This is a genomic window from Halomonas sp. NyZ770, from assembly GCF_020616575.1.
GTDB lineage: Bacteria > Pseudomonadota > Gammaproteobacteria > Pseudomonadales > Halomonadaceae > Vreelandella > Vreelandella hamiltonii.
On record NZ_CP085143.1, the window covers coordinates 1,167,377 to 1,188,709 of the forward strand.

At 59.3% G+C, this 21,333-nt stretch carries 25 protein-coding genes; 22 read left to right on the forward strand and 3 right to left on the reverse strand.

Annotated features, from left to right (window positions below; translation table 11 throughout):
* From LG409_RS05525 to LG409_RS05545, 5 genes are all read left to right on the forward strand, one after another.
* A complete protein-coding gene (locus tag LG409_RS05525) occupies nucleotides 1-852 on the forward strand; it encodes a hypothetical protein (protein ID WP_096921231.1) in 852 nt (283 codons plus the stop codon).
* Nucleotides 853-867: 15 nt separating this feature from the next.
* Nucleotides 868-1,314: a 50S ribosomal protein L9 gene (gene rplI, locus LG409_RS05530; RefSeq protein ID WP_016916556.1), complete on the forward strand. Its 447-nt coding sequence runs from the start codon at nucleotides 868-870 to the stop codon at nucleotides 1,312-1,314.
* A gap of 235 nt (nucleotides 1,315-1,549) precedes the next feature.
* On the forward strand, nucleotides 1,550-2,938 hold the full coding sequence (gene dnaB, locus LG409_RS05535) for a replicative DNA helicase (RefSeq protein ID WP_039182000.1): 1,389 nt from the start codon (nucleotides 1,550-1,552) through the stop codon (nucleotides 2,936-2,938).
* A gap of 126 nt (nucleotides 2,939-3,064) precedes the next feature.
* Nucleotides 3,065-3,358, forward strand: coding sequence for a hypothetical protein (locus tag LG409_RS05540; RefSeq protein ID WP_039182003.1), 294 nt, complete (start codon nucleotides 3,065-3,067; stop codon nucleotides 3,356-3,358).
* 140 nt (nucleotides 3,359-3,498) lie between these two features.
* Entirely contained in the window at nucleotides 3,499-3,801 is a 303-nt protein-coding gene (locus LG409_RS05545; protein ID WP_039182006.1) for a DUF6482 family protein, read from the forward strand.
* Between the two features lie 10 nt (nucleotides 3,802-3,811).
* Here the strand turns inward: LG409_RS05545 and LG409_RS05550 are convergent, their stop codons facing one another.
* Complete coding sequence (locus LG409_RS05550) at nucleotides 3,812-4,219, reverse strand: thiol-disulfide oxidoreductase DCC family protein (RefSeq protein ID WP_039182008.1); 408 nt, start codon at nucleotides 4,217-4,219, stop codon at nucleotides 3,812-3,814.
* Nucleotides 4,216-5,799, reverse strand: coding sequence for a cryptochrome/photolyase family protein (locus tag LG409_RS05555; protein ID WP_227407784.1), 1,584 nt, complete (start codon nucleotides 5,797-5,799; stop codon nucleotides 4,216-4,218). Before LG409_RS05555 ends, LG409_RS05550 begins: the two co-directional genes overlap by 4 nt.
* A gap of 118 nt (nucleotides 5,800-5,917) precedes the next feature.
* Between LG409_RS05555 and hemH the strand changes: the two genes are divergently transcribed.
* The 13 genes from hemH to rloA3 all read left to right on the forward strand — a co-directional run bounded on the left by hemH (nucleotide 5,918) and on the right by rloA3 (nucleotide 17,241).
* Nucleotides 5,918-7,003, forward strand: coding sequence for a ferrochelatase (gene hemH / locus LG409_RS05560; RefSeq protein WP_096921228.1), 1,086 nt, complete (start codon nucleotides 5,918-5,920; stop codon nucleotides 7,001-7,003).
* A 199-nt stretch (nucleotides 7,004-7,202) separates the two neighbouring features.
* The gene (locus tag LG409_RS05565) at nucleotides 7,203-9,551 is read left to right on the forward strand and encodes a putative monovalent cation/H+ antiporter subunit A (RefSeq protein ID WP_096921227.1); all 2,349 of its coding nucleotides are present in this window, start codon (nucleotides 7,203-7,205) and stop codon (nucleotides 9,549-9,551) included.
* Nucleotides 9,544-9,975 (forward strand): Na+/H+ antiporter subunit B, encoded by a 432-nt coding sequence (locus tag LG409_RS05570; protein ID WP_016916564.1) that lies wholly within the window; start codon nucleotides 9,544-9,546, stop codon nucleotides 9,973-9,975. Before LG409_RS05565 ends, LG409_RS05570 begins: the two co-directional genes overlap by 8 nt.
* 33 nt (nucleotides 9,976-10,008) lie before the next feature.
* Nucleotides 10,009-10,356: a Na+/H+ antiporter subunit C gene (locus LG409_RS05575; protein WP_039182023.1), complete on the forward strand. Its 348-nt coding sequence runs from the start codon at nucleotides 10,009-10,011 to the stop codon at nucleotides 10,354-10,356.
* Nucleotides 10,353-11,954: a Na+/H+ antiporter subunit D gene (locus LG409_RS05580; protein WP_039182026.1), complete on the forward strand. Its 1,602-nt coding sequence runs from the start codon at nucleotides 10,353-10,355 to the stop codon at nucleotides 11,952-11,954. Before LG409_RS05575 ends, LG409_RS05580 begins: the two co-directional genes overlap by 4 nt.
* Nucleotides 11,951-12,424 carry a Na+/H+ antiporter subunit E gene (locus LG409_RS05585; protein WP_039182030.1) on the forward strand — a complete coding sequence of 158 codons (474 nt, stop codon included), beginning with the start codon at nucleotides 11,951-11,953 and terminating at the stop codon, nucleotides 12,422-12,424. The genes LG409_RS05580 and LG409_RS05585 overlap by 4 nt, the downstream gene beginning before the upstream one ends.
* Nucleotides 12,424-12,693, forward strand: a complete 270-nt coding sequence (locus tag LG409_RS05590; protein WP_039182034.1) for a monovalent cation/H+ antiporter complex subunit F — start codon at nucleotides 12,424-12,426, stop codon at nucleotides 12,691-12,693. Before LG409_RS05585 ends, LG409_RS05590 begins: the two co-directional genes overlap by 1 nt.
* Entirely contained in the window at nucleotides 12,686-13,090 is a 405-nt protein-coding gene (mnhG, locus tag LG409_RS05595; RefSeq protein ID WP_039182037.1) for a monovalent cation/H(+) antiporter subunit G, read from the forward strand. The genes LG409_RS05590 and mnhG overlap by 8 nt, the downstream gene beginning before the upstream one ends.
* 198 nt (nucleotides 13,091-13,288) lie before the next feature.
* Nucleotides 13,289-13,465: a DUF2256 domain-containing protein gene (locus LG409_RS05600; RefSeq protein ID WP_081135361.1), complete on the forward strand. Its 177-nt coding sequence runs from the start codon at nucleotides 13,289-13,291 to the stop codon at nucleotides 13,463-13,465.
* A complete protein-coding gene (locus LG409_RS05605; protein WP_144980139.1) occupies nucleotides 13,449-14,870 on the forward strand; it encodes a DASH family cryptochrome in 1,422 nt (473 codons plus the stop codon). Before LG409_RS05600 ends, LG409_RS05605 begins: the two co-directional genes overlap by 17 nt.
* A complete protein-coding gene (locus LG409_RS05610) occupies nucleotides 14,863-15,321 on the forward strand; it encodes a DUF3429 domain-containing protein (RefSeq protein WP_227407785.1) in 459 nt (152 codons plus the stop codon). The genes LG409_RS05605 and LG409_RS05610 overlap by 8 nt, the downstream gene beginning before the upstream one ends.
* A 67-nt stretch (nucleotides 15,322-15,388) precedes the next feature.
* The gene (locus tag LG409_RS05615) at nucleotides 15,389-16,645 is read left to right on the forward strand and encodes a lytic murein transglycosylase (protein WP_039182046.1); all 1,257 of its coding nucleotides are present in this window, start codon (nucleotides 15,389-15,391) and stop codon (nucleotides 16,643-16,645) included.
* A gap of 65 nt (nucleotides 16,646-16,710) precedes the next feature.
* Nucleotides 16,711-17,241: a retropepsin-like aspartic peptidase RloA3 gene (gene rloA3, locus LG409_RS05620; protein WP_016916573.1), complete on the forward strand. Its 531-nt coding sequence runs from the start codon at nucleotides 16,711-16,713 to the stop codon at nucleotides 17,239-17,241.
* Between the two features lie 13 nt (nucleotides 17,242-17,254).
* On the opposite strand, the gene LG409_RS05625 is transcribed toward rloA3, so the two are convergent.
* The gene (locus LG409_RS05625) at nucleotides 17,255-17,965 is read right to left on the reverse strand and encodes a 16S rRNA (uracil(1498)-N(3))-methyltransferase (protein ID WP_096921223.1); all 711 of its coding nucleotides are present in this window, start codon (nucleotides 17,963-17,965) and stop codon (nucleotides 17,255-17,257) included.
* Nucleotides 17,966-18,100: 135 nt separating this feature from the next.
* On the opposite strand from LG409_RS05625, the gene phaR reads away from it, so the two are divergent.
* The 4 genes from phaR to LG409_RS05645 all read left to right on the forward strand — a co-directional run bounded on the left by phaR (nucleotide 18,101) and on the right by LG409_RS05645 (nucleotide 21,309).
* On the forward strand, nucleotides 18,101-18,565 hold the full coding sequence (gene phaR, locus LG409_RS05630) for a polyhydroxyalkanoate synthesis repressor PhaR (RefSeq protein WP_016916575.1): 465 nt from the start codon (nucleotides 18,101-18,103) through the stop codon (nucleotides 18,563-18,565).
* Nucleotides 18,566-18,669: 104 nt separating this feature from the next.
* Complete coding sequence (gene purD, locus LG409_RS05635) at nucleotides 18,670-19,962, forward strand: phosphoribosylamine--glycine ligase (protein ID WP_039182052.1); 1,293 nt, start codon at nucleotides 18,670-18,672, stop codon at nucleotides 19,960-19,962.
* A gap of 34 nt (nucleotides 19,963-19,996) precedes the next feature.
* Nucleotides 19,997-20,437, forward strand: coding sequence for an acyl-CoA thioesterase (locus tag LG409_RS05640; RefSeq protein WP_016916577.1), 441 nt, complete (start codon nucleotides 19,997-19,999; stop codon nucleotides 20,435-20,437).
* A complete protein-coding gene (locus tag LG409_RS05645) occupies nucleotides 20,437-21,309 on the forward strand; it encodes a phosphoribulokinase (RefSeq protein WP_039182055.1) in 873 nt (290 codons plus the stop codon). The genes LG409_RS05640 and LG409_RS05645 overlap by 1 nt, the downstream gene beginning before the upstream one ends.
* The last annotated feature ends 24 nt before the right edge of the window (nucleotides 21,310-21,333 follow it).

Genomic DNA, 21,333 nt, shown 5'->3' on the forward strand with positions numbered 1-21,333 from the left:
ATGCTGGCACTGGCAAGATGGCTGATGCGCGGAACGCCCTATGCCGTAGGCGGGGCGGCCCTGGCATCGCTGGTGCCCTGGCTGTTTTGGCTAGGCGCCGCCATTGCCGCGCTGGTGACCTTGCGCAAGGGGTTCGCTCCTGCGCTGCCGGTCATCATCGCCGCTGCTCTGCCTGCCGGTTTCTGGTGGGCACAAGGTGATGTGATACCACTGGCCAGCGTTCTGCTGGTCACGCTGATGTCCGTCATCCTGCGCGAGCGGATGCGCTGGAGCGAAGCCTTGATTGTGGGCACATTGGCTGCCGCCGTCATGGTTCAGCTGGGCATCTTCAGCCCGCCGGGGGGTACCCAGCTCATGCTGGAGCAGCTGCGGGAGAGCTCTACCGAGATCGACCGCATGCTCACCGAGTTTGCCAACCAGGGCGTCGACACGACGGCCTTGGCTGCCATGGTCATCGGTGGTGTGACGGGCTTGGTCGTGTTGCTGGCCGCCATTATCTGCCTGGCGCTGGCCCGCAGCTGGCAAGCCGGGCTGTACAACCCCGGTGGCTTTCGCGAAGAGTTTCATGCGTTGCGCCTGACCCCCCGTGAGCTTGTCGTTCTGGTGGTGCTGGGAGTGGCAGGCATGGCGCTTGGTGCGCAGGCACTGGCGATGCTGTGTTGGGTTCCGCTGCTGATTGCCGGTATTGCGTTGGTGCATGGTTTTATTGGAATAAAGGGGATGAACGGGCTGTGGCTGGTGGCATTTTATGTGCTGCTGATCACGACCTGGCCCACGATTCTCATTGTGCTGCTGTTGGGGCTGATCGATACATTTGCGAACGTTCGCGCACGCCTTGCCCGCAGCAACTGACAAGAGGTTTACGAGATGGAAGTCATTCTGCTCGACAAGATTGGTAAGCTGGGCGGCCTGGGTGACAAGGTCACTGTCAAGCCTGGTTATGGTCGTAACTACCTGGTGCCTTACGGCTTAGCCGTACCGGCCACCAAGGACAACATCGAAGCGTTCGAAGCGCAGCGTGCCGAGCTCGAAGCGCAAGCCGCTGAGCGTAAGGCAGAAGCCCAGGCGCGTGCCGAGCAACTCAACGACATCGAACTGTCGTTGGTGTCCAAGGCAGGCGACGAAGGCAAGCTGTTCGGCTCTATCGGTCCTCGTGACCTGGCCGACGCGATCTCCTCTGCGGGAATCGACGTCGCCAAGAGCGAAGTACGCATGCCGCAAGGCCCGATTCGTCAAACTGGTGAATACGACATCGACCTCCACCTGCATGCAGAAGTGGACGCCGTTGTACGCGTGGTCGTTGTCGCCGAGTAATCATACTCGCCAACGCTGACGCCTCAAAGGGCGCGGGTTCTCCCGCGCCCTTTGTCTTTTTAGGTACTTTGTCTTTATAGGTACTTTGTCTTTTTAGGCCCTGGGGCTCTTTTGGCAAGGGGCGACACAGCAGGCTTATAAAGCCCTCCCTTTACGTGGGGGCCAGTGGTGTTATCCGAGCCGCACGGCTAAGATAAGCGCCGTTGGCTATCGGGTAATTGTTAAGGAGCTCGCAATGCAGGACCAGCCTTCTGCTGATCAGGAAACGGCAGCGTTAAAACTGCCACCGCATTCATTGGAAGCGGAGCAGTCGGTGTTAGGCGGGCTCATGCTGGACAACCAGGCGTGGGACAACGTCTCCGAGCGTCTGGTGGCTGACGATTTTTACCGCTATGAACACCGGCTGGTGTTCAATGTGATGACGCATCTGGCCGAGTCGGGCCAGCCGCTGGACGTCGTGACCCTTTCCGAAGCGCTGGAAGCCCGCGACCAGCTGGATACGGTGGGCGGGCTGAGTTTCCTGGCCGAGCTGGCGCGCAACACGCCTTCGGCCAGCAACATACGCGCCTATGCCGATATCGTCCGTGAGCGTGCCACGCTGCGTAAGCTCATTCGGGCGGCCAACCAGATTGCCGAAGGGGCTTTTTCGCCTCAGGGCAGGCCCGCCGACGAGCTGCTCAACGAGGCCGAGCGGCTGGTGTTCCAGATTGCCGAAGAGCGGCCCAAGACCGGTGGCCCCATTGGCATGAGTGACCTGCTCACCAAGGCCGTGGATCGGATCGATGAGCTGTTCAACCTGAAAGGGGAAATGACCGGCCTTTCCACCGGCTTTCGTGATCTGGATGAGATGACTTCGGGCCTGCAGCCTTCCGATCTGGTCATCATTGCCGGGCGGCCCTCGATGGGCAAGACCACCTTCGCCATGAACCTGGTCGAGCATGCGGTCATTTCCAGTGACAAGCCGGTAATGGTGTTTTCCATGGAGATGCCCGCCGAATCGCTGATGCTGCGTGTGCTCTCGTCATTGGGACGTATCGATCAGACCCGCGTGCGTTCGGGTCAGTTGGAAGACGAAGATTGGCCGCGGCTGACCTCGGCGGTGAACCTGCTGAAAGACAAGCAGCTGTTCATCGATGACACGGCAGCCTTGTCACCCAATGAGATGCGCTCACGGCTACGTCGGGTGGTGCGTGAGCACGGCAATATCGCCTTGATCATGATCGACTATCTGCAGTTGATGCAGATTCCTGGCTTTAACGAAAACCGCACGGGCGAGATCTCGGAAATTTCGCGTTCGCTGAAAGGCCTGGCCAAGGAGTTCCAGTGCCCGGTGGTGGCGCTTTCCCAGCTGAACCGCTCGCTGGAGCAGCGTCCCAACAAGCGTCCAGTCATGTCGGACCTTCGCGAATCGGGCGCGATCGAGCAGGACGCAGACGTCATTGCCTTCGTGTATCGCGACGAAGTGTATAACCGCGATAACCCGGACAACCAGGGCCTGGCCGAGTTGATCATTGGTAAACAGCGTAATGGTCCCATCGGGACGGTACACATGGCCTTCATAGGCAAATACACGCGCTTCGAAGACCTGGCGCCGGATAGTTACGGTGAAGCCTTCGGCGATTGACTTGAGGCTGAGAGGGGAGCACGTATAATGCGCTCCCCGTTGGCTGAGTCGTCTGGGTAACCCTCACTGGAAGGGCGGGATGAGAAGCGTGGGTCAATCGCATTGGTAGATAGACAGGAGTAACGCATGGCAGGTGGTTTTAGGCGCGGTAACCGTAAGCGGCTTCCCAAGCTGGAAGGTCGGGGTGAGCTCCAGTCGTTAGAGCGTGAAGGTCCCTTCAAAGAGTGGTTGGGCATGCCCGATCTCTATCGCTACCACCTGGTAGTGGAAGGGGAGCAGTACAGCTACCAAACAGAAGATGCGGAATTACCTGTCACCATTGGCGACAAGGTCGTGTTCCGTTACAAGGAAACCAAAGGGGGCAACTGGATCGATCGCAACTCGCTTGGCAAGGCCATCGACCCCTCGGAATATCAGTAATACGACACACATCTTGACGTTTCGGTCAGGAACTCTTTTCTGTTATTGCCCTCTTAGGGGGATAGTGCCAAGGTAATACTATTGTCATGGGGCAAAGGCATGCTGTGCTCCATGGCGATGACCAATAACAGGAGGGAACCATGGAACTTAAAGAGCTTAAACAGTTCGTCGAACGTCATGACAATTTTGAAATCCGGGTAATCACGCATTCGGGCAGCCGTTTCTATCAGGTCGAGCTCGAAGACGTCGAGGGTGAGCGTCATATGCTGACCCAACGTGGCAAGCCTATGCTGTTTCGAGCGCTGGACGATGTGTACCTCGAACTCAAGCGGGCCGGTATCCACCGGGCTTACCTCGTTCAGCACGTGCCTCAGGATGAAGTCATTGGTCGCGACGCCCACTACAGCGCGCCGCTGACCTCGCGTATGCCGCTGGTATTCTGACGCCCAGGCATCACTGATTGCGCGAGCGTGACCCGCATTTTTCCCACCATTGGCCCAGCCGAATTCGGCGACGGGCAAAGAACCGATAGCCTGCATCCATGACGGCGCGCAGGCCAGGCAAGCAAGACAGTCTTACCAGCCGCCTGTAGCCCAACACGGCATACAGGGCCCGGCTGGCATCCATCCCGACATACCAATTTCCCTGCTGATCCTGAAGATGCAGTTGCCCCATCATGGCTTCGAAGCTGAGCCCCAATGCGCCGGGGTCGAAATCCTCGTGCTGAATATCGACCAGACGAATGCGCTGCTGGTGTCGGTGTTTGGCCAGCCAGGCCACTTCGACGCGACAAAAGGGGCAGTGTCCATCGTGGTAGAGCGTGACCGGTGGTTCGGCATGCAGCGTGGCGAAACGGCTCATGAGGAGCGCTCCTCGTGGGTGTATCCCTGGGTGTGAACGGCTTGCCCGTAATCGGCGGCAGTGGGGAGCGATGCCAGGAACTGCTCTGCCTGCTGGCGCATGGCGTCGCGTTTTTCCTCTTTCATGCGTGCCAGCGAGCCGTAGATCAGTTTCATGCGTGGATTCCGATTGAGCTGTTCGGCATGGGTCTCCAGAAAATGCCAGTAGAGACTGTTGAGCGGACAGGCCTTGGGGCCGGTGACCTGCTTGGGGGAGTAGCGACAGTGCTGGCAGTGGTCGGACATTTTGTCGATGTATTTGCCGGAAGCGCAGTAGGGCTTGGAGCCCATCAAGCCGCCGTCCGCGTGCAGCACCATACCCAAGGTGTTGGGTAGCTCGACCCACTCGCAGGCGTCGGCGTAAACGGCCAGGTACCAGTCGCACAGCGCCTCTGGCTTGACCCCGCAGAGCAGGGCGAAGTTGCCCGTGACCATCAGGCGCTGAATATGATGCGCGTAGCTGTGGTCGATGGTCATCTGGATGGCGCGTTGCAGGCAGCGCATGTCGGTCTTCGCATCCCAGTAGAAGGCGGGCAAGTCGCGCTGAAAACCCAGCTGGTTCTCACGTTTGTAATCCGGCATGCGCGTCCAGTAGAGGTCGCGCACGTACTCACGCCACCCGAGAATCTGCCGTATGAACCCTTCCACGGCGTTGATCGGTGCCTTGCCTGCCTGATATTGCGCAGCCGCTTCTTCGCATACTTCGAAGGGCGTGAGCAGGCCAATGTTCATGGCAGCAGAGAGGCGCGAGTGGTACAGGTAGGGTGACTGGTCGCTGATGGCATCCTGATAGCGGCCAAAGTCGGCCAGCCCGTGGGTGATGAAGTGCTTCAGGTCTACCAGTGCTTGACGTCGGGTGACCGGCAAGTTGAAGGTCTCGATCTCGCCCATGTGCTCGGGGAACCACTCGGCGGCATTGGCCAGCGCTTCCTGAGTGGTTTCATCCTGCCCGTGCATGGGCAGTTGGGGGAAGCTCAGCCCAGGCTGTAAGGGTTCTCTGTTATCGTGGTCGAAATTCCACTGTCCGCCCATGGGGGCGTCGCCTTCCATCAGTAGCCTGGTACGTTTACGCTGTTCCCGGTAGAAGTATTCGAGGCGGATTTGCTCACGCCCCTTGGCCCATTGGGCAAAGTCGTCTGGGGTGGTGAAGAAGCGGTCGTCTTCCAGGATTTTCCAGGGCAGTGAAGCGGCCTGACGCTGCTGCATGGCGTTCCACAGCCGCCACTCGCCGGGGCGCGTCACACGAATTTCATCGCACTGGTACTGTCTTGCCAGCCGCTCGGCTTCATCGATCAATGATTGGGTGTTATCCGCATCGTCCATGCGGCTGTAATGAACGTTGAAGCCTTGGTCGCGCAGTTGTTGGGCAAAATGTCGCATGGCGGCCAGAAAGAGGCCGATCTTGTGTATATGGTGAGGGACGTAGCGTGCTTCTTCAGCGACCTCACAGAACGCCACTACTGCGCCTTCAGGGGCCTGGCGAAGTGTCGGAAGCGACGGGCTAAGCTGGTCGCCCAGAATGAGTAGCAAAGGCTTGGACATGGGTTGGCCTACAGTTATACAAATTATGTTGATAGTATAACTTTATCCCGCGTCTTTGCTGAAAAGTGATAAGATTTAGACCATTGTGAATGATCGACAGCCCCCAGGAGTAAGTGAGATGGCCGACAGCGTTGTAAAGGATCAACCAGGTGAAGGGCGCTTGGCCCACGCGCCAAGCAGTCATCCTCCGGTTGCCCCCGCCAAGGTGGGCGTGGTGCTGGCCAATCTGGGGACTCCCGATGCGACTGACTACTGGTCCATGCGGCGCTATCTCAACGAATTCCTGTCGGATAAGCGGGTCGTGGACTATGCGGGTTGGAAATGGCAGCCGCTGCTGCAGCTCATCATTCTGACCAAGCGCCCCTTTACGTCGGGCCATGCCTACAAAAGCATCTGGAACACCGAAAAAGACGAGAGCCCGTTGCTGACCATTACCCGTGCACAAACGGAAAAGATGACCGCCCGGCTAAAAGCGCTGTATGGCGACAGTGTCGAGGTCGATTTCTGCATGCGCTATGGCAACCCTTCCACGGAAAGCGTGCTGAATCGCATGAAAGAGAAGGGCTGCGAACGCATCGTATTCTTCCCCCTCTACCCGCAGTACGGCTCGCCCACCACGGCTACTGCCAACGATCAGGCCTTTCGCACGCTGATGAAGATGAAGTGGCAGCCCTACCTGCGTACGGTGCCGGCCTACTTTGAACATCCGGCTTACATCCAGGCGCTGGCCAACTCGGTGCAAGAGGCGTACGACGGCTTTGAAAGCCGTCCCACCAAGCTCGTGGCCAGCTACCACGGTGTGCCGGAACGCTATCTGATGGAAGGCGACCCCTACCACTGCCAGTGCCAGAAAACCACGCGCTTGATGCGTGAGCGTCTGGGGTTGAGCAAGGAGGAGGTCGATACCGCCTTCCAGTCACAGTTTGGCCCGGAAAAGTGGGTAGGCCCGCAAACCGTGGACCATGTGGCCGAGCTGGCCAGGCAGGGCCACAAGCACATTGCCATTCTGTCACCTGCCTTCTCCTCCGACTGTGTGGAAACCCTCGAAGAGATCAAGGAGGAAATTCACGACAGCTTCATGGAGGCCGGTGGCGAGACGTTCAGCTATATTCCTTGCCTGAATGATCGCGATGACCATATCGATGCCCTGTTGGCCGTGGTCAACAATGAGCTGTTGGGCTGGTTGCCCGTGCCCGCTCAGTAAGATTTCTGCTCGCGCTGACGCCGCTTTGGCCACTGGCCGAGCGGCTTTTTTATGCCAGCGAGGTGGCTGGAGTTTTTCGAAGGGCTGGTATAAGGTTTGTGCATATAAAATCACATTTATTCAACGTTTAAGCGGCACATGTCGTACCATGCGCCGCTCACGGGAATAGTTTGCGCTTATTTTAGGGAGAGAACGCCGGATGCAATTTGCCGTTTTAATAGGCTTCGTGCTGGCAGCGTCGTCACCGCTGCTCAACCTCTGGTGTAGGGAACGAACCAGTTTGGTGCTTGCGCTGTTTCCAGCGCTGATGGCCGCGTGGCTGATTGGCCAAGCGCCGGTGGTGCTGACTGAAGGGCCGCAGCTGCTGGAGTGGGCGTGGGTGCCCTCGCTGGGGATCAGCCTGAGCTTTTTGCTGGATGGCCTGTCGCTGCTGTTTGGCCTGCTGATTTCCGTCATCGGTACTTGCGTACTGATCTATGCTGGCGGGTACTTGAAAGGCCATCCGGATATTGCCCGCTTCCATCTGGCGCTGGTGGCCTTCATGGCCTCCATGATGGGGCTGGTCATGGCCGATGGCCTGTTGACCCTGTTCGTGTTCTGGGAACTGACCAGTATCACCTCGTATCTGTTGATCGGCTTCAACCATAACGATATCGAGGCCAGAAAGTCGGCTCGCCAGGGCTTGTTCGTGACCGTTTCCGGTGGCCTTGCGCTGATGGCGGGACTGGTCCTGCTGGGTGTGGCCAGCGGCAGCTGGTCGCTGAGCGAGATTCTGCAGTCCGACGACAACCTGCGCGAGCATGCGCTCTATACGCCCATGTTGATCTGCCTGCTGCTCGGGGCGTTCACCAAGTCGGCGCAGTTCCCGTTTCATTTCTGGCTGCCGAATGCCATGGCGGCGCCAACGCCGGTCTCGGCTTACCTGCACTCGGCCACCATGGTCAAGGCGGGTATCTACCTGCTGGCGCGCCTGCAGCCCGAACTGGGCGGTACCGGCATGTGGGTGGGCATTCTCTCGGTGGTGGGTGCGACCACCATGCTGACGGGCGCCTTCCTGGCGATCCACCACACCAATATCAAGAAGCTGCTGGCCTACTCGACGATCATGGCGCTGGGCACCTTGACCATGCTGCTGGGCATTGGCTCCGACTATGCCATGACGGCGTTCGTCACCTTCCTGCTGGCGCACTCCATGTACAAAGGCGCGCTCTTCATGGTGGCGGGTATTCTGGACCATGAAACGGGTACCAAGGATGTCACGGCCATGGGGGGCTTGCGGAGAGCCATGCCCGTGACGGCGACGATTGCCTTCGTGGCGGCGCTGTCGTTGGCCGGGGTTCCACCGCTGTTCGGTTTCATTGGCAAGGAGCTGATGCTGGAGGCTGCCTTGGGCGCCGACAGCGTGCGTCTGATGCTGGTGCTGTTTGCGTTCTTCTCGGCCATTCTGACCATTGCCGTGGCGGCCATCATTGCGCTGCGCCCTTTCTTTGGCGCGCAGCATGCCACTCCCAAGGTCGCCCATGAAGCGCCGTTTAGCATGCTGTTGGGGCCTGCACTGCTGGCCTGCGGCTCGCTACTGCTGGGGCTGGCGCCCGCGCTGCTGGGGGTGGATGCACTGCTGACCGCTGCGGCCACTTCGGTAGTGGGCGATGCGCTGACGGTTACCCTGTCGCTGTGGCACGGTATCAACGTGGCGCTGATCATGTCGCTGGTGAGCATGGCGCTGGGCTTTTTGCTGTTCAAGCGTTGGGACGAGGTGCGCAGCCATTTGGCGCGATTGGCACCGGTCATGCGCTATGGGCCGGAAGCAGGCTATGAAGGCTTCATGAATGGCGTCGTACGCTTCTCCGAGTGGCAGACCCATATTCTGCAGAATGGCTACATGCGTAATTACATTCTGGTGATGCTGGTGGTGTTGATCGGCCTGGTCGGTAATTCGATTCTGCTGCGCCACTCGCCCCAGCTGGCGCTGACGCTGGACGTACGTTTTCATGAAATCATCGTGGTCGGTACCATGGCCATGGGGGCAATTTTTGCCACCATCTCGCGCTCGCGCCTGGGAGCCGTGGTGTCGGTTGGCATCATGGGCTTCTCGATTGCGCTGATCTTCATTCTGTTCAGTGCCCCCGATCTCGGCATCACCCAGCTGCTGGTAGAGACCATGACGGTCATTCTGCTGGTGCTGGTGCTGTTTCGCTTGCCGCGTTACTCCAACCTCTCGACCAGCCTCGAGCGCGTGCGTGACGGTGCCGTGGCAGCTGCCATGGGGGTCATGATCTTCCTGTTGATCATGACGGCATGGAGCATCGACCAGTTCGAAACCATTTCCACGTACATGGTCGAGAACAGCGCACCGCTGGCTCATGGGCGCAACATCGTCAACGTGATTCTGGTGGACTACCGTGCCCTGGATACGCTGGGCGAAATGTTCGTGCTGGCGCTGGCCGCCATTGGTGTCATTGCCATGTTGAAACTGCGTCACGATGGCCCCCAGGGCAAATCAGTAGAGGCGGAGAAGAGCAGCGTCAAGGAGCCCTACGATGGTTAAGTCAGGTACGATCATTCTCAATACGGCGGCACGCTTTTTGATGCCGCTGCAACTGATGTTCTCTATTTTTCTGTTGCTGCGTGGCCATGACGAGCCCGGCGGAGGCTTCATCGCCGGGCTGGTGGCGGCGGGGGCGTTTGCGCTTTACCTGTTCGCCTTTGGTGCCAGCGCCACCCGAGAAGTGCTGCGCATGGTCGACCCCCGCGACCTGGTCGGGGCGGGGCTGCTGTTGGGCATGATCTCGGTGGTGCCCGCCTGGTTCATGGGTGAGCCCTTCTTGACCGCACAGTGGTGGACGATTCCCGGTATCGAGTTCAAGGCCTCTACGCCGCTGATCTTCGACGTGGGCGTCTATCTGGCGGTGTTGGGTTCCGTCATGGGCATGGTCATGGCGTTGATGGAGGTGGACAAGGATGAGCCTTGAGCTGCATACCCCGGATAACACAGGAGGCTCCCCATGGAACCGTTAATGGCCCTGGCGATTGGTTTGCTGTACGCCACTGCCGTATTCATGATGCTGCGACGTTCGATCGTCAAGCTGGTGATCGGTTTGCTGCTGCTTTCCAACGGCGCCAACTTGTTGATTTTTACCACCGCAGGCATGACCCGTGGCGCACCCCCTCTGATTCCCGAGGGCATGCTGCAGCCATTGGGGCCCGTGGCTGACCCGCTGCCCCAGGCAGTGGTGCTGACCGCCATCGTCATCGCGTTTGGCGTGCTGGCGTTTGCCGTCGTACTGATTCGCCGCGCCTATGAAATCGTCAAGGCGGATGATTTGGACAAGATGAAGGATACCGACACGTGAGGCCTGAAGTCGCACTTCCCGTTTTGTTGCCTCTGCTTTCGGGGGCAATATCGCTGCTGTTCTGGCGGTCGCGGCCCATGCAGCGTTTTGTGGCCGTTGCCGGTAACGTTGCGCTGCTGGCGGTCAGTCTCTGGCTGTTTGTCGCGGTACTGAACGACGGCTATATCACCATGCAGATGGGCAACTGGCCCGCGCCATTCGGCATTACGCTGGTGGCGGACATGCTCAGTGCCGTGATGATCCTGCTGACCGGCATCATCGGTCTGGCCATGGGTATTTACTCATTGGCCACCACCGGGCGTGGTCATGAAAAATTCGGCTACTACCCGCTGATGCACCTGCTGCTGGCCGGTGTGGCCGGAGCCTTCCTGACCGGCGACATGTTCAACCTCTACGTGTGGTTCGAGGTGATGCTGGTGGCATCGTTCGCGCTGCTGATTCTGGGTGGCGAGCGTGCCCAGATGGAAGGAGCCATCAAGTATGTGACGCTGAACCTGTTGGCATCGGTGATCTTTCTGACCGCCGTCGGTCTGCTGTATGGCACGGTCGGTTCGCTGAACATGGCCGATATCGCCCTGCGCATGGACGAAGCCGAACACAGTGGCATGGTGGAAGTGCTGGCCGTGATGTTCATGGTGGCCTTTGGTATCAAGGCGGCCGCGTTTCCGCTGTTTTTCTGGCTGCCCGCGTCCTATCACACGCCGCCCGTGGCGGTATCGGCGCTGTTTGCCGGGCTGCTGACGAAGGTCGGGGTGTACTCGCTGTTCCGCGTTTTCACGCTGATCTTCGATCAGACTATGGGCTATCTCCAGGACATCATGTTGTGGGGGGCAGTCTTGACCATGGTGACCGGCGTGCTGGGGGCGGCGGCGCAGTATGAATTCCGCCGTATTCTCTCGTTTCACATCGTCAGCCAGATTGGCTACATGATTCTTGGTCTGGCGCTCTATACCCCGCTGGCCATCGCCGGTGGCGTGTTTGCGATCATGCACAACATCATCGTGAAAACGAACCTGTTCCTGATCAGTGGTATCACGCACCGCTTGCAGGGTACCTATCAGCTCAAGAAGATGGGCGGGCTTTATCGCGAGCGCCCCTGGCTTGCCGTCGCGTTCTTCATTTCGGCTTTCTCGTTGGCAGGCATACCGCCGCTGTCCGGTTTCTTCGCCAAGTTCGTACTGGTGCGAGCAGGTCTGGAAGCGGGCGCCTATGTAGCCACCGGGATTGCTTTGGCCGTGGGCTTGATGACCCTCTACTCCATGGTCAAGATCTGGAACGAAGTGTTCTGGAAAGCCTTGCCGGAAGAGAACAAGGTGCCTGCAACCCAAACGCCCACAGGCGATGATGGCCGTATGCTCAAACCGAGCCTGTGGATGATGTATCTGCCGGTGATCGTATTGGCCATGATGTCGCTGCTGGTGGGTGTTTTCGCCGAGCCCATCATGCAGGTCATGAATCAGATTGGCGATCAATTGATGAACCCGGCAGGCTACATTGAAGCCGTGCTCGGCGAGTCAGCGAATGTCATCGATGCACTGCTGGAAGCGGCAGATGCGGGCGTAGATCAGGCGAGTGAAGTTCAGGAGGAAGCTCCATGACCGGTGCAATTTGGAACTTGTTACTCGGCCTGGCCTGGGTACTGCTGAGCGGTGATTTCTCGGGCTTGAACCTGCTGGTAGGCATGGTGTTTGGTTATATTGCGCTGGTATTGATCGAGCCTCAGGTCGAGGCGCTGAAGGGATACCCTTTACGAGTGCCGCGCATCATCGGCTTCATCGGTTTCTTCATGAAAGAGCTGGTGCAGGCCAATCTACGTGTCGCGTTCGACATCCTGACGCCACCCTGGCACATGCAGCCAGGCGTCATTGCACTGCCGCTGGCGGCACGCACGGAAATGGAGATCACCATGGTGGCCAACCTGATTTCGCTGACGCCGGGTACCTTGAGTCTGGACGTCTCCGATGATCGCCGAGTGCTCTATATCCATGCCATGTTCCTGGACGATGAAGATGAGCTGAGACGCAGCCTCAAAGAGATGGAGCACCGAGCCCTGGAGTTATTTCGCTGATGGATACCGTGATTTTGATTAGCCAGGTCTTGATGGGCTGCGCCCTGATATTGACCTTTGTGCGCGTGGTGCGAGGCCCCAGCTTGCCGGACCGAGTGGTGGCGCTGGAGCTGTTTTCCACCACGGTAGTGGGGCTGGTGGGGGTGTACGCCATTCAGTCAGGTGTATCGAGCTTTCTGGATGCCGCCATCGTCATCGCGCTGATGGGCTTCTTGGCCGCCATAGGATTCGCTCGCTTTCTGGAACGTGGGGGACCGCGTGATGATTGATTTTGTCAAAGGAACGCTGGTGTTGACTGGCGCCAGCTTCATGCTGCTGGCTTCCATCGGTTTGCTGCGCCTGCCCGACTTGTTGACCCGCATGCATGCCACTACCAAGGCCGCCGCGCTGGGCGTTATCTTGATCATGCTGGCGGCGGCCATGCACTTTGCCGAAGTAGGGGTGGTCGCACGTGCGTTCGCGATCATCGTCTTTATTTTGATCACAGCGCCCATTGCCGCTCACGTGATTGGCAGGGCGGGTTACTTCGTGGGCTCCCGTCTATGGAGCGGTACGGTGAAGGACGAGCTCAGGCCCAATTATGATCCGCTCACCCATGAATTGAAGAGTGGGCTGGAAACCGAGGAAAACGCCAAACGTCAACCTCGACCAACAGACCCTGATTGACAGCTAATCAACGAGTTAGCTAAAGGCCACCTTCGGGTGGCTTTTTTTATGGCTGTGCCAACGGAGGGCTGTCTTTTACGCAATGCGTGTAGCGGCACACTATGCTCGCCAAATTATATACAATATATGTACTGTATAAGATATAGTGTCCATGTATGAAAGCGTGGCGCGGTGATTGACGCGTAGCGAGATGGACAGATGAGACGAAAACAAGACCTACCGGAAAAAGACTGCGTTCAATGCCAGCGCCCATTTACTTGGCGGAAAAAATGGGCGCGCTGTTGGGAGGAAGTGCGTTTTTGCAGCGAACGTTGCCGACGCGAAGCCAGACAGCACAGCACGCCGAGGAGGCACGAGCATGAACAGCACGACTGATATTGTCTGGCTACAGGATAATCTCCGTGTAGCGGACAACCCCTTGTTACATTTCACATCCGCCCCTGATCAACTGGTTTGCCTTTATGTACTGGACCGCGCATGGTTGCGCTCCAACATATCAGGCGAAGAGACTTGCCGCCTTGGCCCGGCGCGCCTGCGTTTCTTGTGGCAAAGCCTGATGGAGCTGCGAGGCGAGCTGCTGCAATTGGGCAGCGATCTGCTGGTACGTATCGGTCACCCTGCCGAAGAGGTGGTGGCCATGGCCACGCGTCTCAATGCTCGACAAGTGTTGGTTGCCGAGCACTCAGGCTGCGAAGAGCGTGCCCACATCGATCAAGTGGCCGAGTCGCTGCCCGAGTATTGTTCACTGGTGCGTTCCGATAGCGGTTATCTGATTGACGCCTCGGCGCTGCCGTTTACGCTGGAAGATTTGCCCGCCAGCTTTTCGGCGTTTCGTCGCCATGTGGAAAAGCATTGCGAGATCCCCGAGCCGCTGAGCATGCCAGTGACGCTGCCTGGGTGGCCAGACGACGCCCCCCGTGGCTTCCCGCCGCTCAAGGATGTGTGTCAGCAGAGCGCGGCCTGGCAGCCAGACAAGCGCCAAGGCTTTGTATTCGTAGGCGGTGAATCTGCCGCCCGAGACCGGCTGCAGCACTATCTGTGGCGGCAGAACGGCGCTGAGTCTTACAAGAAGACCCGCAATGGCTTGCTGGGCGCCAATTTTTCGACGCGGTTTTCGCCTTGGCTGGCCAGAGGCTGCCTCTCTGCTCGGCAAATACATCGTGAGGTCAAGGCCTGGGAAGCCATCAACGGTAGCTGCGAGTCCAGCTACTGGATCGTGTTCGAGCTGTTGTGGCGTGACTATTTCCATCGTGCCGCGCAATTGGAAGGGGCCACGTTATTTGGTCGCGAGCAACTCCCCGTACCCAGCGAGGCGTTCAATCGCTGGCGTGATGGCAAGACAGGGGTCCCGTTCATCGATGCGGCGATGGTCGAGCTCAAAGGGACCGGATGGATATCCAACCGCGCACGGCAGAACGTGGCCAGTTTTCTGGTCAAGGACCTGGGCGTTGATTGGCGCTTGGGCGCTGGCTGGTTCGAGCATTGCCTGATCGATTACGACGTGGCCAGTAATTGGGGTAATTGGCGCTACATTGCCGGAGTAGGGCGAGACCCTCGGCAAGACCGCTATTTCAATGTGCTGAAGCAGGCGGGGCATTACGACCCCAAAGGTCTCTATGTCGCATACTGGCTGCCCGCCCTCGAGTCCTTGCCCTTTGGCCTCGAACGGCACCAGCCCTGGCGAGTCGCGCCTTCCAGATTCGATGCGCCTTGTGTGCTGCCCAGTGAATGGCACCGCTGGCTGATTTCTGCCGAAGAGTTCGAGGAGACCGATGAGTAAGGAAGCAGGACGCGTCATGAACGAATGTCGATTGGCATGGGGCTTGGGTCTGGCCGGGCTGATCCCGTTCATTGCGGCGAGTGGCGCAGCATGGTGGGCGCCTACCGCCTGGCAGGTCACGGCGATTTACGGGTTTACTTACTACAGTGCGGTGATTCTGTCGTTTCTGGGTGGCGTTCATTGGGGCAGTGCGCTGCAGGTCTCGCGGCTGGGTAACGGTAGGCGCCTGCTGCTGGCCATGGTGCCTAGCCTGATTGCCTGGCCTGCGCTGATGTTCGATGTGGTGACGGGGCTATGGGTGCTGTTGGCAGGCTTTGTGCTCATTGGTCTTTACGATGTCAGCCGCGATGGCCGTGAAGGATTTCCTCGCTGGTACACAGGGTTACGCTGTGTGCTGACCGGTATCGTGGGGGCTGCCCACCTGGTGGTGCTGTGGCGGCTCATGGCCTGAGGCTGGCATCAGATCCGTTTCTGAGCCATTATCACAGCCACGCCAAGGACAGCCATGAGACGATGACATGTTATTGAAATCCAAAGCATCACCCGCTTTCGCGCCCACCTTCAAGCCAGCCTTGATACTGGCAACGATGCTGGCTTTGGGGGGGCAATCTGCCCAAGCCAGCCCTCAACTGATGACCGAAGTCGATGCGAGGGCCGCCGAGCAGGTTCAATATGCCAGCTTCAACCAGTGGCTGAGTGATTTCCGCCGTTACGCCGCCAATCAAGGGATCAGTGAAGCTACTCTGGCCAAAGCGCTGGACGGTGTGCGTTATCGCGAGCGCGTGATCGAGCTGGATCGTTATCAGCCTGAGTTCGTCAGGCCCATCTGGCAATACCTCGATAGCGCAGTGTCCAGTACGCGCATTGCCAATGGTCGTGAAAAGTATGCCCAGCATCGCGATACTGCTCAACAGATGCAGCAGCGCTATGGGGTGCCTGCCGAAATCATCGTTGCCATCTGGGGTGTCGAGAGTAATTACGGCAGCAACTTTGGTGACTTTTCGACGCTGGAGTCACTCGCCACCCTGGCCTACGACGGCCGTCGCCGTGATTTTGCCCGCGGAGAGCTTCTGGCTGCGCTGCGTATCATCGATCAGGGAGATATCGCCGCCGATGAGATGCGCGGCTCCTGGGCCGGGGCCATGGGGCATACTCAGTTCATCCCCAGCAGCTTCGAAGCCTATGCGGTGGACGGCGACAACGATGGACGGCGTGACATCTGGGGCAGTATTCCCGATGTCATGGCCTCGACGGCCAACTACCTGGCCCGCGCCGGTTGGCAAGCAGGCCAGCCCTGGGGAGCCGAAGTGGTGCTGCCTGATACATTCGACTACTCGCAAACCGAGCGTTTGAGCTCGGCCCAGTGGGCCGCGCAGGGCGTACGAGCAGTGAATGGCGATTTGCCTGCTTTCGATAGCGCTGCCGTCATCGTGCCAGCAGGCGCCAGTGGCCCAGCATTCATCGTAGGCCCCAACTTCCGTGCCATTTTGCGCTACAACAATGCGACCAGCTATGCGTTGGCGGTGGCGACATTGGCCGATGCTATTGCCGGGCGTCAGGGCATAACTCAGTCCTGGCCCACCCATGAGGCACCTTTGACGCGCGACGATGTCAGAACGCTGCAACAGCGGTTGAACAACGCCGGTTATTCGGTGGGCACCGCCGATGGCATCATGGGACCCAATACCCAGGCAGGTGTGCGAGCCTTCCAGCGTGATCAAGGGCTGGTGCCAGATGGCTTTGCCACTCAATCGCTGCTCGAGCGACTGCCATAATTCCACTACCCCTTTAATCCAACTATCAAGGATGCGTTGCGATGGTGAATAGACTGCGAAAGGCCATGGGCATGACGGCTCTGGCGAGTGTGCTGATGGCGAGTGCCAGCGTACAGGCTGAGGACAAGGTGTTCGGCTGGGTGGAGAATGCGTTCATCGAGCCTTGGGGCATTGGCGTCAAGGCCAAGTTGGACAGCGGTGCGCTGACCTCGTCGTTGGACGCCCGTGACATCGAGATTTTCGAGAAGGATGGCGAAGACTGGGTGCGCTTTCGCTTAAAGCTGGAGGATCAGGCCAGCGGTGAGACCTTCAGCGACGAAATCGAACGTCCGCTTTATCGTGAGCAAACCGTGCGCGGCGCTGGTGGGCGCGATGAACGCCCCGTGGTGCTGATGGATGTGTGCATGGGCGATACCATCTATGAAGAGCAGTTCAGCCTGCGCGACCGTGAAGAAATGATTTACCCGCTGCTGCTGGGGCGTCGCACGATCAGCCACCTTGGATTGCTGGATGTGCGCAGAACGTTCCTGCAGACACCGGAGTGTGGGGAGAATGCCGAGTACGTTCCCCACGACCCCGAAGACGATCAAACCTGATCAATAGGGTGAGTCAGAACAGCCGTGCCAGCAGCGCCGTCACGGCGGTTTCTACTCTCAGGATGCGCGGGCCCAGGTGCATGCCCTCGCATCCTGCTGCCAGCAGTTGATCGACTTCCCATTCGATAAAACCACCCTCTGGCCCCACGAAAAGTGCACAGGGCTCGTCGATGCCGCGTGGGCAGGCGTCGGGCATGCCGGGGTGAGCGACGAGCCCCCGTCGCTCGTGTAGTACGCCGTTCAGGTGATCTTCCAGAAAAGGGCGAAAGCCCTTGCACAGCGTGACCTGCGGGAGCTGCGTGTCGCGTGCCTGCTCCAACCCGAGCAGGAGATGCTGGTGCACCTTTTCCGGGCGTAGCTCCGGCGATTGCCAGTAGCTTTTCTCCACCCGCTGGGTGTGCAGTAGGGTAATCTGTTTCACGCCTAGCGCAGTGACATGTTCCAGCGTGCGGGCCAGCATGCGCGGGCGCGGCAAGGCCAGCACCAGATGCACCGGTAGCGGGGGCGGTGGAGGCGTTTCCAGCGGGCCCAGGTGGAAGGTGGCAACGCTGTCGCTCAGCTCGACCAGCTCGGCCTTGCCCATGTTGCCTCCCTGAACGCCCACGCTCAGTTGGTCCCCCGGCTGGGCGCGATGTACGTCGCGCAGATGCGTCAGGCGGCGGGTGTCGGTCAGGTGGGCTCGTTGGCCGTTCACCTCACTGGGGTCGAGCAAAATCAGATTCATGATGGTCGTCTATTAGTCGTGGGCAGGCCGCGCATCGCGGCACTAATCCGTTAAGCTGGCTTGCATGGGCGTGTGTTGCAGGCACAATAGCAGCCATGGCGACAAAAGCCTTTATCGCGTTTAAGGAGATACGCTGTGCGCGTCATTCGTAAATATGCCAACCGCAGGTTGTACGACACACAACAAAGCCGCTACGTGACGCTGGAAGATTTGCGCCGTCTGATCATCGACGAAGAGCCTTTTCGTGTCGAAGATGCCAAAAGTGGCGAAGACCTCACGCGCACGATTCTACTGTCGATCATTATCGAACAGGAGCAGGCCGATAGTGAAGCGGAAGTGTTCTCCAACGACCTGCTGGCCCAGTTGATTCGCGTGTATGACATGTCGTCACCGCTGCCTCTGGCGCGCTATCTGGAACAGGGCACCCAGCTGATGCTGGAGCAGCAGAAGCGCCTCCAGAGCCAGTGGCAGCAGGCCATGCGGCATACGCCCATGGAGTTCATGCGTGAACTGGCCGAGGAGAACATGCGCTTTTGGCAGAACACGCTCAACCAGCCTTCCACCAAGGAAGACGACGACCCAACGGATGGCAAGCCTTAGCTTCACAACAGCGCTGGGTTTCAGACAGCGCTTGGCGCCCCGCTAGCGGCTGCGTTATGGCATAATGCGCCCATCGATGCTCTCCTGTTTTGAGAAGGATACCCATGAAAGTTTTGATGATCGGTGGCGGTGGCCGTGAACATGCCCTTGCCTGGAAGCTTGCCCAATCCCCCCAGGTCGAGCAGGTGTTCGTAGCGCCTGGTAATGCAGGCACGGCCACGGAGCCCAAGCTGAGCAATGTGGCCATAGCCGCAACCGACCTGCCGGCACTGGTGGCGTTTGCTCAGCAAGAGCAGATCGCCCTGACGGTCGTTGGCCCGGAAGCGCCGCTGGTGGAAGGGGTGGTCGATCAATTTCAGGCAGCGGGCCTGACCATCTTTGGCCCTACCCAGGGGGCTGCTCAGTTGGAAGGCTCCAAGTCCTTCACCAAGGACTTCCTGGCCCGCCACGCCATTCCCACCGCCGACTACCAGACCTTCACGGCGGTCGAGCCAGCGCTTGACTACCTGGCCCGCATGGGCGCGCCCATCGTCATCAAGGCCGATGGTCTGGCCGCCGGCAAGGGCGTGATCGTGGCCATGAGCGAAGCCGAAGCCGAAGCCGCCATTCGCGATATGCTGGAAGCCAACGCCTTTGGCGATGCCGGTGCCCGGGTCGTCATCGAAGAGTTTCTGGACGGCGAAGAAGCCAGCTTCATTGTCATGGTCGACGGTGAACATGTCGTCCCCATGGCCACCAGCCAGGATCACAAGCGTGCCTTCGATGGTGATACCGGCCCCAATACCGGCGGCATGGGGGCTTACTCACCGGCGCCTGTGGTCACGCCCGAGGTGGATGCCCGCATCATGGAGCAGGTGATCCTGCCTACCGTACGAGGCATGGCCGAAGAGGGCAATGCGTACACGGGCTTCCTGTATGCCGGTTTGATGATCGACGCTGCGGGCCAACCCAAAGTGATCGAATACAACTGCCGCTTTGGTGACCCGGAAACCCAGCCCATCATGATGCGTCTGGTGTCGGATCTGGCGGAGCTTTGTCTGGCAGGTGCCAAAGGCGAGCTGGCAGGCAAGCAGTGTGAATGGGACAGCCGTGCGGCGGTGGGCGTGGTCATGGCGGCGGGCGGTTATCCCGGCAGCTATCGCAAAGGCGATGTGATTCACGGTCTGACCGATGCCGAGCAGGCTCAGTGCAAGGTGTTCCACGCCGGCACTGCCCTGACCGATGAAGGCGAGATCGCCACGGCCGGTGGGCGCGTGCTGTGTGTCACGGCGCTGGGCGACAGCGTATCGGCTGCTCAGCAGCAGGCCTATCAGGGGGTCAAGGCCATCCAGTGGGAAGGTGCCGAGTTCCGCCGTGACATCGCCTTCCGCGCCATTGCCCGGGAAGTGAATCACTAACGACCCCTTTCGTCACCCAAGCAGGAGAGCCGTCATGGAACGCGTTGCTATCGAATTTCCCGCAGACGCGGTGATCCACCGCCATACCCTCTCGGTGCGGGTGACCGACATGAACTACGGCCGCCACCTGGGGCATGATGCCCTGGTGTCGCTGCTGCATGAAGCCAGGGCACAAGCACTGGGTAGCCTGCACTTACCCGAGTGGGACATGGGTGGCTATCCCAGCGTCGTGGTGGACCTGGCGATACAGTATCAGCAGGAAGCGCGCTTCCCGGAGGTGCTGGTTATCGAGACGGCGGTGCCTGAACCTCAGGGCAAGGCATTGACCGTCTATCAGCGTGTCTTGAAGGAAGGCAGCGAGACCGTGGTCGCCACGGCCCGAATCAACAAGCTGCTGCTGGATCTGGGGGCTGGCAAGCCGGTGCCCATTCCTGACGCGGTGAAGCAGACACTCGCCGAGGCAAGGGGGAGCTGATGTCCCGAGAGTACCCCATCATTGCCGTCACCGGCTCCTCCGGGGCTGGCACCACGACGGTGCGCCGCAGCTTCGAGCGCATGTTCCTGAGAGAAGACGTCCACGCGGCCATGGTGGATGGCGATGCCTTCCATCGCTATACCCGCGATGACCTCAAGCGCATCTTCCGCGAAGAGCCCGAGCGCAAGGATGAGCTTTCTCACTTTGCCGTCGAGGCCAACTTGCTGGATCGTCTGGAAAGCCTGTTCGTCGAGTACGGTGAACATGGCACTGGCACCTATCGGCACTACATCCATGCAGAGGACAAGCAGAAGATCGAAGCCGGTTACCGAGTGGGCACCTTTACCGAATGGCAGGCACTGCCCTGTGGCACCGACCTGCTGTTTTATGAAGGGCTGCACGGCGGGTTGGTGACTCAGGAGTACGACATTGCCCGGCACGTGGATTTGCTGGTGGGCGTTGCGCCGACCATGAACCTGGAGTGGATTCAGAAGATCGATCGTGACACCAAGCTGCGTGGCTACTCACAGGAAGCGGTCATCGACACCATTTTGGGGCGCATGGACGATTACGTGCGCTATATCCAGCCGCAGTTTTCGCGTACCCATATCAACTTTCAGCGCGTGCCTACCGTCGACACCTCCAACCCCTTCGAGGTGCAGGATATCCCGACCGATGCCGAGTCTTTCGTGGTGATTCGCTTTCGCGACCCCTCGACCGTGGATTTCCCCTGGCTGCTGGCCATGATCAAGGATGCGTTCATGACGCGGCCCCACACGCTGGTGGTGCCCGGTGCACGCATGTCGTTGGCGATGGAGTTGATCCTCGCCCCGTTGGTTCGCCATCTGCTGGCTCAGCGCCGTTTCCGATAGGCGCGTTTAGCCAGCTCTTTTGAC